Below are 17,154 nucleotides of genomic sequence, written 5' to 3'. Positions count from 1 at the left end.
CACCTGTTTTAGATGAATAGGTGCTTTTTTATTTTGTCTTTTCAATTAAGGCGGCAAAACCCTCAGTGGCGTAAGTTTTGAAATTGCCGTTTTCGTCCGAATAAATCAGATAAGCTTGTAATTCGGGATGTTGTTTCAAAAACAGTTTAGCTTTTTCCAGTCCCATTACCAGGATACCGGTGGCATTAGCATCTGATGCAATGCATTGCTTGGAAAAAACAGAAGCACTAAGTAAGTTGTTTTTGGTCGGGTAGCCGGTTTTGGGATCGAGGTGATGCGCATATTTTATTCCGTTTTCTATTATAAAACGTCGGTAATTACCAGAGGTGGCCAATGCTAAATTTTCGAGATTGACGATTATGTTATACGGATTTTCAGTTTCCTTATTGTCATAAGGTTGCTCAATACCCACTTTCCAGTGTTCACCATTGGGCTTTTTGCCGTGAGCATAAACTTCACCGCCAATTTCAACGATAAAGTTTTGAATTCCTTTTGATTTCAGAAAATCGGAAACCACATCTACAGAATATCCCTGGGCAAAGGCATTAAAATCAAGAGCCACCCTCGGGTCTTTCTTGACAACGTGCTTTCCTTTCAACTCAATTAAACCGAAACCTACAAATTGAAGCATGCTGTCGATTTTGGTTTTTTCTATCTTTTGTTTTTTTCCCGGACCGAACCCCCAAGCGTTGACTAAGGGATAAACCGTTGGGTCAAAAGCACCATGAGTATTTTTCCACACTTCTTTGGCTTTTTTAAAACAAGTGATGAAGTAGTCATCTGCTTTTATATTAGGCTTGTTGCTGTTGATTTTTGATATAATCGAATTGGGAATATATGTTGAAACCGATAAGTCAAATTGCCTTAGAAGCGTATCGATTTCAGGCTGAAGATTGCGGTTTTTAGCATCAAAATAGGTGATGTGGTAGGTAGTTCCTTGTGCAAAACCTTCAATTTTTACTGGCTCTTGAGAATAGCCCATGACCACAAAAAGAAGAAGACCTACAGCAATGATTTTGTTCATAACAAACAGTCTTAAAATTACTTTGGTAAAGGTACTTTTTTTAAGATTAACGGGACTTAAGATAGGCTTAAATGACTAAAAAAAACAAATTAAGCAATATTGAAATGTCTAAATAATTTGTTAATTTCTTTTAGGGTCTCTCGATAGCAACCCATAAAATTAGTTTACTTTTAAAAGCTGTAATTAAATTGTGAATCTGATAAAATGACACTGAAAAAGACATTTCCCAAAATACTTTGGCTGATTATATCATCGAGTATTTTTTTTATCATACTATATTTTGCGTTGTTTTATTATACCAAAAAAGCCGAGAAGCAGGTGTACGCTAATTCGGTTGATCAGTTTGATAATGAGGTTAATAAGTCGCTCGAGGTTAATGCAAAACCCATACTGGTAGCCATCAATAACGACACAAACTGGGATGAGTTTGTCAAATTTATTGCAAACCGGGATGTGAAATGGTACGAGGAATCTATTGGGAATGAGTTGTCTATTTATGAAGCGGATTATATGGGCGTTTACGACGCTAATAAAAATTTTATCATCAGAACTCCGACCCCCAAAATAAAATCGGTTGATTTCATTCCGAAACAGGAAATGGAATTGTTGAAGAAAGTCGGCATCAATAAATTTTACATAAAAATTCCCGAAGGAATTGCAGAAGTGACGGGTGCTGCCATTCATCCTTCAGACGATCCGTTTAAAAATAAAAAGCAGGCAGCAGGTTTTTTCTTCGTAGTTAGATTAGTAGACAAAAAGTTCCTTAAAGATCTGGAGAAGTTGACCAGTTCAGAAATTGAACTCTTGGTAGATAAAGTTTCGTTGACTGATGACAATAAAAAAATCAAATCACTTTATCGTTTGGAAGACAGCAATGGTAAATTGATAGGGGGACTTTTGTTCAAACGAAATTTCGCTGTTTATTTTGAAAATACCACAAACTTGCTGTATGTCATGATAGTGGCATTTTTTGTGAATCTTTTGGTTAGTTTGATTTATACCCGACGATTGGTTTATCACCCCTTGGATTTGGTCAGAAGAGTACTCGAAACCGGAAACAAAAAAGCCATCAAAGAACTAAAAAAGACTACGGGTGAATTCAGTTATATTGGTAATTTGTTTGAGGAAAACAGCAATCAGAAAATCGAATTGATAAAAGCTAAAATAAAAGCAGAGGAAAGTGACAGGCTTAAATCGTCTTTTTTGGCCAATTTATCCCATGAAATCCGTACGCCTATGAATGCCATAAACGGATTCACCGAGCTCATCATTAATACCAATGTCAACGAAACGGAAAAGCTAGAATACCTGAACGTTATTGAAAAAAGCGGTAAAAATTTAGTTTCCATTATTGATGATTTAATTGAGATGTCCAAGATTGATTCCAATCAAATAACACCGAACTTTACTGTGGTTAATTTGGAGTCATGTGTCAATGAGCTTTACGAAACCATTCGGATTACCATTAAAAATAAAGCAATCGATTTTAAATTAATTCCAAGTAAAACTCCGGCAGAGTTCAATATCATTACCGACGATATTAAATTAAAACAAGTGATTATTAACTTGGTAACCAATGCCGTCAAGTTTACAGATGAAGGCGAAGTAACGTTTGGGTATGAAATTGATGAGCAAAAAGGACAAATCAATTTCATGGTAAAAGATACCGGTTTGGGAATAGATGAAGACAATCACAAAAATATTTTCGACCGATTCAAACGCGTTGACAGCGATATTTCCGTCAAAGTTGGCGGACTGGGGCTCGGATTAGCCATTTCCAAAGCATATGTTGAACTTCTTGGCGGAACTATTAATTTGAAATCAAGAGTAGGGGAGGGATCCACGTTTTATTTCTCAATTCCGTTACAGTATGCCAAAGTTGAGCATATCGTTGTGAAATCCATTAAAAGTAAGGAAACTACCAAGTCTGAAGAACAGGTTATTTTGATTGCAGAAGATGATAATATCAATTTTCTGTTGTTTCAAAAGATGATGCAAAACAAAAATTTCAAGATTTTACGAGCTATCAACGGGCAGGAAGCTGTAGATATCTGCATCAATAATCCTGAGGTTGATTTAGTATTAATGGATATTAAAATGCCTTTGATGAACGGCTTTGAAGCTTTAGAGCAAATAAGACCCATTCGTCCCTTGCTGCCTGTAATTGCACAAACGGCTTATTCCTCATCGGAGGACAAAATCAAAATTGAAGAAGCCGGATTTACAGATTATATTACAAAACCATTAAATCGGGAACGATTGTTCGAATTGGTGGATCAATATTTACATAAACAGCAAACCAATGAAGCCTAACAGACTATTCTTTGTATTTCTTTTAGTGTTGATTTCTGTCGTTGGGTTCTCTCAGACAACTCAAGTTGAAATAGATACCGCTAACGTTGAAAACAAGAAACGGTTGGATCTCAGGGTTGATTTTTTCAGCCGTTATCTTTGGCGCGGTCAGTGTTGGGGAGGTGACTACGTTGTGGTGCAACCAACAATTCAGTATGCTGTTACCCCAAAGCTATCATTGGGGTTTTGGGCAACAACTAATTTTAAGAATGATTATTTTTATCCAGATGGGGAAACAGCCTACAAAGGATATCAGGAAATTGATTTTTATGTAACGTATACACTTGCCGATTTTTTGCAGTTACAGGTTTGGGATTATTACTGGCCATCAGTTAGTAAAGTGGAAGGCATTAACAACGGTTTTTTCAATTACGGAAAAGACGGGTCTAAAACAGTAGATGCTATACTGTATTTTGATTTTTCAGAGGGATATAAATTTCCGTTTAACGCTACCATAAGCACCCTGATTGCCGGAAATGATTATCGGTATGACAGCAACGGAGAGAATGCTAAGCAGAACTTTACCACGTATTTAGAGTTAGGTTACACGTTTACGTTGTTTGAAAAATCTGTTTGTAAAGCAATCCGTTCAATGGAATTAGCTCCCGTAATTGGAGCTGTTTTGAACAACAAAGCCGGTTATTATTCTTATGCCGATTATGATGAAGTTTCATTCGTGAATATGGGCATCAAAGCTACTAAAGAATTTGATTTGGGTGCCGGTATAGCCATGCCGGTGTCCTTGTGTTACACCCATAACGGAGCAAAGCACAATACGGAAGCCTTTGGTAATAATTTTTTGGTTGCCGGAATAAGCTTTAGTTATTAATAAAAAAGCTCCAGTATAAAATTGGAGCTTTTTTATTTTATACCGGTTCGCCGTAAAGATCGAATTCGGTTGCGTCAGTAATTTTTACGTTGACAAATTCACCTGTTTTGACATAAAACTTTGAGGCATCAATTAATACTTCATTGTCTACGTCAGGGCTGTCAAATTCTGTTCTTCCCACAAAATGCTGCCCTTCTTTTCGGTCAATAATGCATTTGAAGGTTTGTCCGATTTTTTCCTGATTCAAATCCCATGAGATTTGCGACTGTAAATCCATGATTTCTGCTGCTCGGGCTTGTTTTACCTCTTCAGGTACATCATCCGCTAGTAAGTAGGCATGAGTGTTTTCTTCGTGTGAATAAGTAAAACAGCCCAAACGTTCAAATTTCATTTCCTGTACCCAATCTCTCAATATTTCAAAATCTTCCTGAGTCTCGCCAGGATATCCAACAATCAATGTAGTGCGTATAGCCATACCCGGAACAGCCGCACGAAAATCCTGTAGTAATTTTGTCGTTTTAGCTTTAGTAGTTCCTCTGCGCATAGATTTCAGAATGTTGTCTGAAATGTGTTGCAACGGAATATCGATGTAATTACAAATTTTAGGCTCCCGTTTCATCAACTCTAAAACATCCATAGGGAAACCGGTCGGAAAAGCATAATGCAATCTAATCCATTCAATACCCTCAACTTTTACCAGGTTCTCAAGCAATTCGGCTAAATTTCTTTTTTGGTATAAATCCAATCCGTAATAGGTCAGATCCTGTGCAATAAGAATCAGTTCTTTTACGCCGTTTTTTGCCAAACCTTCAGCTTCTTTTACCAATTTCTCTATCGGTTGAGAAATGTGCTTACCTCTCATGATGGGAATAGCACAAAAACTGCAGGGACGGTCACAACCTTCGGCAATTTTCAAATAGGCATAATTTTTCGGAGTAGTCGTCAAACGCTCACCCAATAGCTCATGTTTGTAATCGGCACCTAAGGCTTTTAATAATAAAGGTAATTCAGTTGTCCCGAAATACTGATCTACATTGGGAATTTCTTTTTCCAAATCAGGACGGTATCTTTCAGATAAACATCCGGTCACAAAAACTTTATCAACGAGACCTTTGTCTTTTTTGTCGGCGTATTCCAATATCGTATTTACCGATTCGGCTTTTGCATTGTCAATAAAACCACAAGTGTTAATCACAACAATATTTCCTTCCTGTTCGTGTACCACATCTTTACCGCTGGCTTTTAATTGACCCATTAAGACTTCACTGTCGTAGGTGTTTTTGGAACAACCCAATGTGATAACGTTGATTTTATTTTTCTTTAAAGACTTAGTTCTCATAGATTTGAAAATTGGAGTGCAAAACTACGCTTTTATTTCAAATTAAAAGAGAAGCTTAACTGTTAAAATAAAAAAACCACTTTGTTTAAGTGGTTTTAATAGATTCTTATTTTTGTTAGAAATTGATGGAATAACTGAGAGTTACATTGTTGTTATAGCGACTTATACGGGCCGGATCGGTCATTCCTGATGAAATCAAAGCCTGATTCATTTTTCGGTGTTCGTACGAATAGGCTAAATCCAATCTGCTTTCTCCGAAATTATACCCGATTCCCGTTGAGTAGCCGGTCAAATCACCAAAGGCCTGATCAACTTTATACGGACTCTGATCAAAATGGTAACCGCCTCTCAAACTCAATTGCTTAATTCTGTATTCACCACCAAGTCTTACTTCGACCGCTCTTTCAAGGTTGTTTTTCATGTCTTCATTCAGACTGCGGTACAATTTATCGTATTTGGGCTTGAATCTTGTAGTGCTGTAATCTTTAGTTGAAACATCAAGACTGATTAATCCTTTTTTACCAAATATGTATGCCGCACTTCCGGTCCATTTATCCGGTGTTTGAATTTTGTATGATGGATAAATCATGATAGTATTCGGGTCAACCACAATACTACTGTTATTTGAATAACAATCGGCACAAATTACTTGACGTTGTTCGTCTTGAAGTCGGTACCAGGTTGGTGACTCGTACGATAGTCCTAAGCGCAGATTTTTAGTGGCTTTGACAATGGCTCCGAGATTAAATGAAAATCCTTGACCGTAAGTATGAGTCTCGGTATCAAATTGGAGCGATTGTAATTTGGTCAAATCATTAATGTTATAATCTTCATAAACAGATGTAGTTCTGGTCAAATCGGTAAAGTGCAAATTCAGGTTAACACCCAACGATATGATGTCTTTGTATGCGGTAGCAAAGTTGATGGTTCCTTTTCCGCTATATCCGGTAGTAGTGTCGTAATAATCCTGATAGTAATTGTTTGACGTCGGTACGTTTGACGTGTAAACAGTATTTCCCGGCGAATTGGTTACTGGGTTGATGGCGTATCCTTGATAGCCAAAGAAAGCTTGTTGTGCCTGAAAACCGTTTATGTTGGGATAATCACCGTTGGGTAAGCCTCCCAGATAGTTGTACAAGTCAGCATAGGTTTCGTTAGGCAGGGTTTGTAATAATTCAAGCGGAATTCCTCCTAAAGCATTAGCTTGGTTTACAAAATACTGGCTGATGGAATTGTATGGGTTGATTCCGGCTGAGAAAATACTGTTGTGATAGTTGTTGTTGTTCTCATAATTCAATGCAATTGTAAATTTCTTCCAATCATTTTTAGGACTGTTATCGGTAAAAACAAAAACAACTCCGGCTTGATTTAAGTCCAGCGAGTTGTCTGTTTCTTTTGTTTTGGTTCCGAAGTAGCTGGAACTGTTCTTAATATTGTAGCTCGACAATGTGGCAGTGGCGTAGTTGTTATTGAAAAATACAGATCCTGCAGGATTTTGATTTAAAGATGATAAATCACCTCCTAAGGCTCCAAAGGCTCCGCCCATGGCTCTGAATCTCGCGGTTCCTGTAATGCTTTCAACCGCAAATCTCAGAGCGTCCTGCGGTGTGGTTTCCTGCGAATGAGCAGTTAAAAAAGCAAAACCTGTTAACAATAGTAGTATGTTTTTTTTCATTGCAAATTATTTTTTGTTTAAAAAAACCTATGTCATTGTGAAAACAAAAACATAGGTATGGTTTGACATTATAACATATTTATCGTCTGCCTCCTGATGAAGATCTTCCACCACTAAATCCTCCTCCGCCACCGCTGCCGCCGCCATAGGTTGAGCGTCCGCCACCATAATTAGTGCTTGGAGTGTAAGATCGGGTAGGTGCTGATTCCTGTGATCTTATATTGCCTCTGGTAGGTGTAGTGTTATTTTGGTTAGTATTTACACGAGGAGGTGTGCTGTAAGAATTATTTCTGACCGGATTCGTAGTATTAGTTCTCGGAGTGCCGAAGCTTTGATTTCTGCCACCAAAATTTTGACCTCTGGTGCCGTTTAGGATGGGTGAGCTGTCTCTGTACCCTCTGGTATAATTAGTGTAACTTCTTCCGTTTGCATTTCTTGAACCGTAGTAATTTGTTCCTCTTCTGCCGCCGGCATAAGAATAGTAGTAATGATTGTAATAATTAGAACACCAATTATTATAGCCGTAACCATAGTATCCGCCATACCAAGGGCTATACCAACTGTTCCAACCAATGCCTAAACTCCAACTGGGTCCATACCAACTGTTCCATCCCCATCCCCAATAAGGCCCGTACCAACTGTTCCATCCCCAATAACTGCCATACCAATAGTTATTCCAATAACTCCATCCCCAACTGTTGTCGTAAACATTTACAGTTATTGATTGTGGGTTGTTCCCCCAGCTTGAATTATTGGCGTTGTAACTCTCGGTTTTTTTTACGGTGTCGTTGGTTACGGTGCTATAGTTGTCAACATTGGTGAATATTTCCGCATCTCTGTTCAGATTGCTGAAATACTCCTGATATTTACTGCTTTGGCTTTTATCGTTTGAGGTCGTTTGTCTTTGGTTGTTTTCAGAGCCTCCGTAAATGCCGTCTCCGTCATAATAGGAGCTGTTTTGGTAAGAACCACATGAGGTAACGGCAAGAGCAAGAAATCCGAATAGGGAATAAACGGATATTCTTTTGCCTAATAAATAATAAGTTTTCATATCTATAGCATTTTTATTGTTGGACTATACAAAAATAGTTAGTTTTGCCGAACTATTTAGTAAAAAAAAGTTAAACAATTTTTATGCCAAACTATTCATTATGAGTAAGAATTTAACAAAGAGAGAGGAAGACTATTCCAAATGGTATAACGAGCTTGTAGTTAAGGCGGATTTAGCTGAAAATTCAGGTGTCAGAGGCTGTATGGTTATCAAACCTTATGGGTATGCTATTTGGGAGAAAATGCAAGCGGAATTAGACAGAATGTTCAAAGAAACCGGACACAGTAATGCCTATTTCCCTCTTTTTGTGCCCAAAAGCATGTTTGAGGCTGAAGAAAAAAATGCAGAAGGTTTTGCTAAAGAATGTGCTGTGGTTACTCATTACCGTCTGAAAAACGATGAATCACGTCCGGGGAAATTAATGGTTGATCCTAATGCCAGATTAGAAGAAGAACTTATTGTTCGTCCTACCTCGGAGGCGATTATATGGTCAACTTACAAAAACTGGGTACAATCTTATAGAGACTTACCGCTGTTGATTAACCAATGGGCCAATGTGGTACGTTGGGAAATGAGAACCCGATTGTTTTTGCGTACTGCTGAATTTTTGTGGCAGGAAGGACATACTGCTCATGCCACAAAGGCAGAGGCTATCGAGGAGTCTGAGAAAATGATGCAGGTGTATGCCGAGTTTGCGGAGAATTTTATGGCAATTCCTGTAATCAAAGGATTGAAAACTGAATCTGAGCGTTTTGCGGGTGCGGTAGAAACCTATTGCATAGAAGCTCTAATGCAGGATGGTAAAGCATTACAGGCTGGCACTTCTCATTTTCTCGGACAAAATTTTGCTGAAGCCTTTGATGTAAAGTTTACTAATCAAGAAGGGAAACAAGAGCTTGTGTGGGGAACTTCATGGGGGGTTTCTACCCGTTTGATGGGAGCTTTGGTAATGACGCACTCCGATGATAACGGACTCGTGTTGCCGCCAAATTTAGCGCCTATTCAGGTAGTGATTGTGCCAATTTTCAGAACAGATGAAGAATTGGATGCTATATCAGCTGTTGCAAATGAATTATTGACTCAATTTAAAAAGTTGCGCATTTCAGTTAAATTTGATAACCGTACGACTCAAAAACCGGGCTTCAAGTTTGCTGAGTGGGAGTTGAAAGGGGTTCCGGTGCGTATAGCCATTGGGCCAAAAGATTTAGAAAATAGAACCTTTGAAGTGGCTCGTCGGGATACACTGACCAAAGAAGTGATAGCCAAAGAAGGAGCTGTACAGCACATTAGTGATTTGCTCGAGCAAATTCAGAAAGATTTGTACAACCGTGCTCTCGAGTTCAGAAACACCCATATTACTGAAGTAAATTCCTTTGAAGAGTTCAAAGATGTTTTAGATAACAAAACCGGGTTTGTTTCCGCACATTGGGACGGTACTCCTGAAACGGAAGAAAAAATAAAAGAATTAACCAAAGCAACCATTCGTTGTATCCCTTTAGACAGAAAAGAAGAAGAAGGAATTTGTGTTTTTTCGGGAGGCAAATCGACTGGTAGAGTGCTCTTTGCAAAAGCCTACTAATAAAAATAACAAAAAATATTTTTTTGCTCTTGCGTGATTGAAAAATAGTTGTATTTTTGCAACCGCAATTTTAAGCAAAGATGGCCCGTTCGTCTATCGGTTAGGACGCCAGGTTTTCATCCTGGTAAGAGGGGTTCGATTCCCCTACGGGCTACAAAATTATCAAGGCTTAAAATTGGCCCGTTCGTCTATCGGTTAGGACGCCAGGTTTTCATCCTGGTAAGAGGGGTTCGATTCCCCTACGGGCTACAAAATTAGTTGTAAATTAGTTTTATAAAACAACAGTTCAGTGTCTCGGATTTTTGTTTTATTAGTTAAAACCAAAGTGATTACATTATAATTGTGGGAGGTTTTTCTTTTTTAACTAATATTTTATATTAATTACAATTAAATTACAGAAAAATGGCAAATCATAAGTCAGCTTTAAAAAGAATCAGAAGCAACGAAAAGAAAAGAGTGTTGAACAGATACCAACACAAAACCACTCGTAATGCAATCAAAGCATTAAGAATGGCTACAGATAAATCAGAAGCTTCGGCAAAATTATCTGTTGTTATTTCTATGATTGACAAATTAGCTAAGAAAAATATCATTCACGATAACAAAGCAGCTAACTTAAAGTCAAAGTTAACTAAACATGTAGCTAAGTTATAATCTTAACTTTATATACCATAAAAAAAGCACTCAATTTGAGTGCTTTTTTTATTTATGTACTTATTGTATTAAAATCGGGTTTTTAGATTTTCAAGCATTTCTTTTGTTATGGGTTTTGACATGAAATCCACTACTACGGGGTATTTCATAGATTGGTTTACATCATCGGGGTCAATCGTTGAGGAGAGCACTATAAATTTGGCTTCGGGAAAAAGAGTTTGATAGTCTTTTTGCAGGTACACATCCAAAAATTCCCAACCGTTCATTACCGGCATGTTTAAATCCAAAAACGTCAGTTTAGGATACGAAACAACTTCTCCGTTGTTTTGACTTGATGCTAAATCATCAAAGAACTTGATGGCCTCTTCACCATCCTGAGCGGTAATTATTTCTTTGGCAAATTCAACCCTTTCGATTACTTTTTTGCAAAGCATCAGCGTTATTGGATCGTCGTCTACACAAAAAATTTTATCTAACATTATCAGTTGTTTTTAAAAATTATAGTAAAAGTGGTTCCTTTTCCAATTTCGCTTTCTACTGTTATAGTTCCTCCCATGGCTTCAACCTGAGATTTCACAAGATACAACCCCAATCCTTTACTGTCGGGATGGTTGTGAAAACGTTGGTACAGTCCGAATATCTTGTCTTTGTTTCGCTGCAAATCAATTCCAATGCCGTTATCCTTGAAGGTTAAAACCAGATTGTCGTCTACGACTTTTGACGAAATATTTACCCTCAATTGTCGGTTTTCCGATCTGTATTTTATGGAATTCGTCAGTAAATTTAGAAAAATACTTTCTAAGTATGATTTGTTAATGTTTAAAATGGTGATTTCCTCCAAATCGATTTTGAGAATCGGTTTGTGTAGTCCAATCAAAAAGCTCAACTGATTGAAAACGTTTTCAAATATCTCTTTAATCAGTACTTTTTCCTTTTCTATGGAAGGGTTATCTTTGATGATAACTACTTTTACCAGATCATTGATGGTTTCGTTTAACAGATGAGTCGATTTTGAAAAACCGCTGATTATTTCTTTCAGCTCAGGATCGGTTATCGTCATGTCGTCAACCAAATTCAGTAATCCTGTCAGATTTGATAAAGGAGCTCTTAAGTTATGCGAAGTGATATAGGAAAACTGTTTGAGGTCTTTATTGTTTTGTGTCAGTTCCCTGATGAGTTGCTCTCTTTCCTTGTCGCGTTCTTTTTCTTCGGTAACATCTCTCTGAATTGAAATCCAGTGTGAATGTTCTCCGTCTTTATTGGTAACCGGAATCATCGAAAAGTTCACCCAAAACTCTTCTTTATTTTTTTTATAACTGATGGTTTCAACAAAACATTCCCTATATTCCTGTATGGCGGTTTTTAATTTGTCAAATTCCAGTATGTCCGATTTTGGTCCGGAAAACATTACAGGTGATTTTCCGATAACTTCTTCAGGCAGATAGCCTGTCATGTCGGTAAAAGCAGAGTTAACGAAGATAATATTCGGAATTACATTTTCAGAAGTGTCAATATCAGTAATCACTACCGCATCCTTGGTTTGTGTAATCACCGTTTCCAGTAATCGCAGTCGTTGCTCTTCTTCTTTTTGTTTGGTAACATCCTGTATGGCTCCAATCATACGAATGGGTTTTCCGTCTTTGTCTTTAACCAGGAACCCCCTGTCGAATACATATTTGTAACTGCCGTCAGCACATTGAAACCGGTATTCATCTTGCCATTTTTCGGTTTTTTGTTCCAAAAAAGAATACAGCTTAACCGACATCTTCAAGCTGTCTTCCGGATGGATGCGGTCAAACCACCATTTTGATGTTTTGCCGACTTCCTCTTTTTTATATCCAAAAACAACTTCAATTCCTTTATTCCATGTAAAACTGTCTTCTTCTATTTTCCAATCCCAAATGGTATCACTGGTAGCTTTAGCTACGATGTCATAACGTTCGTTAGATTCCAGAATTTCATTGTTGGTTTCTTGCAGTTTTTCAAAAATTGATTCATTTCTCTTGTCGTTTCGGTATAAAATGTACTTGAATACCAAGCCCGAAAACAGGATTAAAACCAAATCTTTGATGTAGCTGTATTTTAAAATAGTATCAGAGATGGTGTCTGAAGGAAGATTAGACACAACCTTGTGGCCAATAACAGTCACAAACAGTAAAATAAGGACGTAAGTTAAAGTTATTTTATTGGAACTATTTTTCATTACACCAAATATATAGATTTTCAAAGAAGTTTTAAAATTTGCCCAAAAACTTATCAAGGATTTTATAAACTTTTACTTCGATTTTAATAATGTGTAAACTAATTTGTTATTGGTTTTTTATCTGAAAATAAAGTGTACCTTTGCACCCACAAAAAAGCAAACATGGAATCCATTAGAAACATTGCAATCATTGCCCACGTTGACCACGGTAAAACCACTTTGGTTGACAAAATTATGTACCACTGTCAACTATTTCGCGAAAACGAAAATACCGGGGATTTAATCCTGGATAACAACGATCTGGAGCGCGAGCGGGGAATTACCATTACCTCCAAAAATGTTTCTGTTGTTTACAAAGGAACTAAAATCAACATTATCGATACTCCGGGTCACGCCGATTTCGGAGGCGAAGTAGAGCGTGTACTGAACATGGCTGACGGAGTGTGTCTTTTGGTAGATGCTTTTGAAGGCCCTATGCCGCAAACTCGTTTTGTGTTGCAAAAAGCCATCGATTTAGGATTGAAACCTTGTGTGGTAATTAATAAAGTAGATAAAGAAAACTGTACTCCGGAAGAAGTACACGAAAAAGTATTCGACCTGATGTTTGAACTGGGAGCTGAAGAGTGGCAGTTGGATTTTCCAACCGTTTACGGATCGGCTAAAAACAACTGGATGTCGGATGACTGGAAGAATGTAACCACAAGTATCGAGCCTTTGTTAGATATGGTAGTGGCCAACGTACCGGCTCCAAAAGTATCTGAAGGAACTCCTCAAATGTTGATTACCTCTTTAGATTTTTCTTCGTTTACCGGTCGTATTGCTATCGGTCGTTTAGAAAGAGGAGTGTTGAAAGAAGGAATGCCGATTTCATTAGTAAAAAGAGACGGAAAAGTAATCAAATCCAGAATCAAAGAATTACATACTTTCGAAGGTTTAGGTCGTAAAAAAGTAAACGAAGTAGTAGCAGGAGATATTTGTGCCATCGTAGGAGTAGAAGGTTTTGAAATTGGAGATACCATAGCTGATTTTGAAAATCCTGAAGCCTTGCAGACCATCGCTATCGATGAGCCAACCATGAGTATGTTGTTTACGATTAACGATTCACCGTTCTTTGGGAAAGAAGGGAAGTTTGTAACCTCACGTCACATCAAAGACCGTTTGGCCAAAGAATTAGAGAAAAACTTAGCGCTTCGCGTAGCCGATACGGATTCTGCCGATAAATTCATGGTGTTCGGCCGTGGGGTATTGCACTTGTCGGTTTTAATCGAAACCATGCGTCGTGAAGGATACGAATTACAAATCGGACAACCACAGGTAATCATCAAAGAGATAGACGGCGTAAAATGTGAGCCGATAGAAGAATTAACGATTGATTTACCTGAAAGCGTATCGGGTAGAGCAGTAGAGTTTGTTTCGGTTCGTAAAGGCGAAATGCTTTCTATGGAAGGAAAAGGAGATCGTATGATTATCAAATTCAACATTCCGTCGCGTGGTATCATCGGTTTGAGAAATCAATTGCTTACCGCAACTGCCGGAGAAGCCATCATGGCACACCGTTTCATCGGGTATGAACCATACAAAGGCGAAATCGCCGGTCGTATCAACGGATCGTTAATCTCTATGGAAAACGGTAAAGCCATTCCATACTCAATCAATAAATTACAGGAAAGAGGTAAGTTCTTTGTAGATCCTAACGAAGATATCTACGAAGGTCAGGTAGTAGGTGAGAACTCACGTGGCGATGATATGACCGTGAACATCACTAAAACCAAACAGTTAACTAACTTCCGTTCTGCCGGTGCCGATGAAAAGAACAAAATTGTTCCGGCCATCAAGTTCTCATTAGAAGAAGCTTTGGAATATATTCAAAAAGATGAGTACGTTGAGGTAACACCAAAATCGTTGCGTTTGCGTAAAATCTATTTGAACGAAAACGACAGAAAACGTTTTAAAATATAATTTTAATTCAAGTCATTAAAAAAGCCCCGAATATCGGGGCTTTTTTATTTAGTTATTATCTTAAACTGGCACCCAGTTCGTTTTCCATATTCTTTTGCAGTTTGTTCATGATTTTGTCAATCTGCTCGTCGGTCAGGGTTTTGGCAGTATCCTGCAACGTGAAACTCACTGCATAAGATTTCTTGCCTTCCGGAAGGTTTTTTCCCTGATATACATCAAAAAGATTTATGTCTTTTAACAAGGATTTTTCTGTTTGACGGGCAATGTTATAAATGGCGTCAAAAGCTACTGCTTCATCTACGAGTAATGCCAAATCTCTGCGCACTTCAGGGTATTTCGGTATATCGGTAAATTTGATTTTAGTCGATAATAATTTCAAAATCAAATTCCAGTTAAAGTCAGCATAAAAAACTTCCTGCTTGATGTCAAAATGCTTCAATATCGATTTCTTTACAGTTCCGAATTCTACCAAAGTATCGTTGCCACAAGCTATAGCCAAGCCTTCCGCAAACACATCTGAAACCGACGGTTTATTCTGGGTTTTGCATACTCCCAAACGCTCCAAAATACTGGTTACATAACCTTTAAATAGGAAGAAGTCGGTAGGTTTTTGGGTGTTGGTCCAGCTTTCTTTATTTCGGCTTCCGCTCATAAATAACGTTAAGTGTTTCGGTTCGTCATACCCCGATGGCAACTTATGGTAGGTTTTTCCGAATTCGAATAATTTCAAATCGCCGTTTCTGCGATTGATATTGTAAGACACAGCCTCTAAGCCTGAGAATAATAACGACTGACGCATAGCCGATAAATCACCGCTCAACGGATTAAGCATCATGACGTTGTACTCTTCTTTTAGCTGCTCTGATAATTTTACATAGTCAGGTGTAGTCAGCGAGTTGGCCATCATTTCATGAAAACCGTTAGCATTCAGCTGAGCTGCAATGATGTTTTGTATTTTATAATCTTCGGTTCGTGCTGAATTGGCAACCGTTGCATTGATTTTTTTGGTAAAATTAATGTTGTTGTACCCGTACACGCGAAGAATTTCTTCAATCACGTCAACTTCACGTTGTACATCTACACGATAGGACGGAATGATTAATCCCAAACCGGCATCGGAAACCGTGGTAACTTTGATGTCTAACGAAGCCAATATTTTCTTGATGGTTTCTTTAGGCAAATCCTGACCGATGAGTTTGGCTGTTTTGTCAAAATGCAAAAACACCGGGAAGTCTTCAATTTTTTTCGGATAAATGTCAATGATGTCCGAAGTGATTTCACCGCCTGCCAATTCTTTAATCAATAAAGCCGCGCGTTTCAAGGCAAACTCGGTGATGTTTACATCAATACCTCTTTCAAAACGAAAAGAAGCATCCGTATTCAAACCATGACGCTTGGCTGTTTTTCTGACTGTTACCGGATTGAAATAAGCGCTTTCCAAGAAAATAGCATTGGTGGTTTCGGTAACTCCTGATGATTTTCCGCCGAATACACCGGCTAAACAAAGTGGCCCTTTTTCGTCACAAATCATTAAATCTTCTTCGTGCAGGGTTCTTTCTACATCGTCAAGCGTGGTAAACTTGGTTCCGGCTTGAGCTGTTTTTACAATAATTTTTCCGCTTATTTTGGCTGCGTCAAAAGCATGCAACGGCTGTCCTAAATCGTGCAGCACATAATTGGTTACGTCAACAACATTGTTTTTAGGAGTTAACCCAATTGCTTTTAAGCGATTTTTTAACCATTCAGGCGATTCTTTAACCGTAATTCCCGAAATGGTAACTCCGCAATATCTTGGGGCCAACTTACTGTCTTTGACATCTGCATCAATCTTAAGTGTTCTTTTGTCAATTCGGAACGTGCTTACGGATGGAGTAATCAACTCGATATTGCTGTTTTTTTGCAACAAACTGGCACGCAGGTCACGAGCCACTCCGTAATGCGACATAGCATCGGCACGGTTGGGAGTTAATCCTATTTCAAAAACTTCATCGTTTTCTATATTGAATACTTTGGCACAGGGTGTACCCGGTTTTAATTTTTCATCTAAAATCATGATGCCTTCATGACTGTTGCCTAAACCTAATTCGTCCTCGGCGCAAATCATACCGTGGCTTTCCTGTCCTCGGATTTTACCTTTTTTGATTTCAAATTCCACACCGTCTTTATCAAACAATTTAGTGCCGATGGTGGCTACAGGAACTTTTTGCCCGGCCGCTACGTTGGCAGCACCGCAAACAATCTGTACCGGAGTACCATCCCCTAAATCGACAGTAGTTATTTTTAATCGGTCAGCATCAGGGTGTTTTTCGCAGGTCAATACGTGACCCACCACTACGCCTTCTAATCCGCCGCGTACCGATTGGTATTTTTCCACTACTTCCACTTCCAGTCCCAAATCGGTAAGTATGGCCGAAGTTTCCTCTGATTTTAAATCTATTTTAATGAATTGTTTTAACCAATTGTATGAGATTCTCATGTATCGTATTTTA

At 38.2% G+C, this 17,154-nt stretch carries 12 protein-coding genes and 2 tRNA genes; 7 read left to right on the top strand and 7 right to left on the bottom strand.

Translation table 11 applies throughout. From position 1 onward, the window contains the following. Positions 1–28: 28 nt before the first annotated feature. Positions 29–1,024 (bottom strand): FAD:protein FMN transferase, encoded by a 996-nt coding sequence (locus tag EZL74_RS07460; RefSeq protein WP_131475980.1) that lies wholly within the window; start codon positions 1,022–1,024, stop codon positions 29–31. Positions 1,025–1,228: 204 nt separating this feature from the next. On the opposite strand from EZL74_RS07460, the gene EZL74_RS07455 reads away from it, so the two are divergent. Beyond that, the gene (locus tag EZL74_RS07455) at positions 1,229–3,337 is read left to right on the top strand and encodes an ATP-binding protein (protein WP_131475979.1); all 2,109 of its coding nucleotides are present in this window, start codon (positions 1,229–1,231) and stop codon (positions 3,335–3,337) included. Next, positions 3,327–4,205, top strand: coding sequence for a TorF family putative porin (locus EZL74_RS07450; protein WP_131475978.1), 879 nt, complete (start codon positions 3,327–3,329; stop codon positions 4,203–4,205). Before EZL74_RS07455 ends, EZL74_RS07450 begins: the two co-directional genes overlap by 11 nt. Positions 4,206–4,242: 37 nt before the next feature. Here the strand turns inward: EZL74_RS07450 and rimO are convergent, their stop codons facing one another. The 3 genes from rimO to EZL74_RS07435 form a co-directional block, all read right to left on the bottom strand. Continuing rightward, positions 4,243–5,544, bottom strand: a complete 1,302-nt coding sequence (gene rimO / locus EZL74_RS07445; protein WP_131475977.1) for a 30S ribosomal protein S12 methylthiotransferase RimO — start codon at positions 5,542–5,544, stop codon at positions 4,243–4,245. A 115-nt stretch (positions 5,545–5,659) separates the two neighbouring features. Beyond that, a complete protein-coding gene (locus EZL74_RS07440; protein WP_131475976.1) occupies positions 5,660–7,219 on the bottom strand; it encodes an OmpP1/FadL family transporter in 1,560 nt (519 codons plus the stop codon). Between the two features lie 79 nt (positions 7,220–7,298). Further along, positions 7,299–8,270 (bottom strand): hypothetical protein, encoded by a 972-nt coding sequence (locus EZL74_RS07435; protein WP_131475975.1) that lies wholly within the window; start codon positions 8,268–8,270, stop codon positions 7,299–7,301. 100 nt (positions 8,271–8,370) lie between these two features. Between EZL74_RS07435 and proS the strand changes: the two genes are divergently transcribed. From proS to rpsT, 4 genes are all read left to right on the top strand, one after another. After that, positions 8,371–9,849: a proline--tRNA ligase gene (gene proS, locus EZL74_RS07430; RefSeq protein ID WP_131475974.1), complete on the top strand. Its 1,479-nt coding sequence runs from the start codon at positions 8,371–8,373 to the stop codon at positions 9,847–9,849. A gap of 82 nt (positions 9,850–9,931) precedes the next feature. Continuing rightward, positions 9,932–10,003, top strand: a tRNA-Glu gene (locus tag EZL74_RS07425). Between the two features lie 23 nt (positions 10,004–10,026). Continuing rightward, positions 10,027–10,098, top strand: a tRNA-Glu gene (locus tag EZL74_RS07420). Positions 10,099–10,251: 153 nt separating this feature from the next. After that, entirely contained in the window at positions 10,252–10,503 is a 252-nt protein-coding gene (gene rpsT / locus EZL74_RS07415; RefSeq protein WP_131475973.1) for a 30S ribosomal protein S20, read from the top strand. 68 nt (positions 10,504–10,571) lie between these two features. Here rpsT and EZL74_RS07410 read toward each other — a convergent pair whose 3' ends face one another. Next, entirely contained in the window at positions 10,572–10,982 is a 411-nt protein-coding gene (locus EZL74_RS07410; RefSeq protein ID WP_131475972.1) for a response regulator, read from the bottom strand. A 2-nt stretch (positions 10,983–10,984) separates the two neighbouring features. After that, positions 10,985–12,706 carry a PAS domain-containing sensor histidine kinase gene (locus EZL74_RS07405; protein ID WP_131475971.1) on the bottom strand — a complete coding sequence of 574 codons (1,722 nt, stop codon included), beginning with the start codon at positions 12,704–12,706 and terminating at the stop codon, positions 10,985–10,987. A gap of 162 nt (positions 12,707–12,868) precedes the next feature. Here EZL74_RS07405 and typA point away from each other — a divergent pair, with 162 nt between their 5' ends. After that, positions 12,869–14,665: a translational GTPase TypA gene (gene typA / locus EZL74_RS07400; RefSeq protein ID WP_131475970.1), complete on the top strand. Its 1,797-nt coding sequence runs from the start codon at positions 12,869–12,871 to the stop codon at positions 14,663–14,665. A 55-nt stretch (positions 14,666–14,720) separates the two neighbouring features. Here the strand turns inward: typA and pheT are convergent, their stop codons facing one another. Continuing rightward, the gene (gene pheT / locus EZL74_RS07395; RefSeq protein ID WP_131475969.1) at positions 14,721–17,141 is read right to left on the bottom strand and encodes a phenylalanine--tRNA ligase subunit beta; all 2,421 of its coding nucleotides are present in this window, start codon (positions 17,139–17,141) and stop codon (positions 14,721–14,723) included. Positions 17,142–17,154 lie beyond the last annotated feature (13 nt).

The organism is Flavobacterium silvisoli, from assembly GCF_004329815.1.
GTDB lineage: Bacteria > Bacteroidota > Bacteroidia > Flavobacteriales > Flavobacteriaceae > Flavobacterium > Flavobacterium silvisoli.
This window is presented reverse-complemented; position numbering and strand designations above follow the sequence as displayed.

Bases quoted from the DNA above. Each gene is read 5' to 3' on its own strand.
- proS (WP_131475974.1), top strand. From the start codon at position 8,371: ATGAGTAAGAATTTAACAAAGAGAGAGGAAGACTATTCCAAATGGTAT.
- typA (WP_131475970.1), top strand. From the start codon at position 12,869: ATGGAATCCATTAGAAACATTGCAATCATTGCCCACGTTGACCACGGT.
- EZL74_RS07405 (WP_131475971.1), bottom strand. From the start codon at position 12,706: ATGAAAAATAGTTCCAATAAAATAACTTTAACTTACGTCCTTATTTTA.
- rpsT (WP_131475973.1), top strand. From the start codon at position 10,252: ATGGCAAATCATAAGTCAGCTTTAAAAAGAATCAGAAGCAACGAAAAG.
- EZL74_RS07435 (WP_131475975.1), bottom strand. From the start codon at position 8,270: ATGAAAACTTATTATTTATTAGGCAAAAGAATATCCGTTTATTCCCTA.
- EZL74_RS07440 (WP_131475976.1), bottom strand. From the start codon at position 7,219: ATGAAAAAAAACATACTACTATTGTTAACAGGTTTTGCTTTTTTAACT.
- EZL74_RS07410 (WP_131475972.1), bottom strand. From the start codon at position 10,982: ATGTTAGATAAAATTTTTTGTGTAGACGACGATCCAATAACGCTGATG.
- pheT (WP_131475969.1), bottom strand. From the start codon at position 17,141: ATGAGAATCTCATACAATTGGTTAAAACAATTCATTAAAATAGATTTA.
- rimO (WP_131475977.1), bottom strand. From the start codon at position 5,544: ATGAGAACTAAGTCTTTAAAGAAAAATAAAATCAACGTTATCACATTG.
- EZL74_RS07460 (WP_131475980.1), bottom strand. From the start codon at position 1,024: ATGAACAAAATCATTGCTGTAGGTCTTCTTCTTTTTGTGGTCATGGGC.
- EZL74_RS07450 (WP_131475978.1), top strand. From the start codon at position 3,327: ATGAAGCCTAACAGACTATTCTTTGTATTTCTTTTAGTGTTGATTTCT.
- EZL74_RS07455 (WP_131475979.1), top strand. From the start codon at position 1,229: ATGACACTGAAAAAGACATTTCCCAAAATACTTTGGCTGATTATATCA.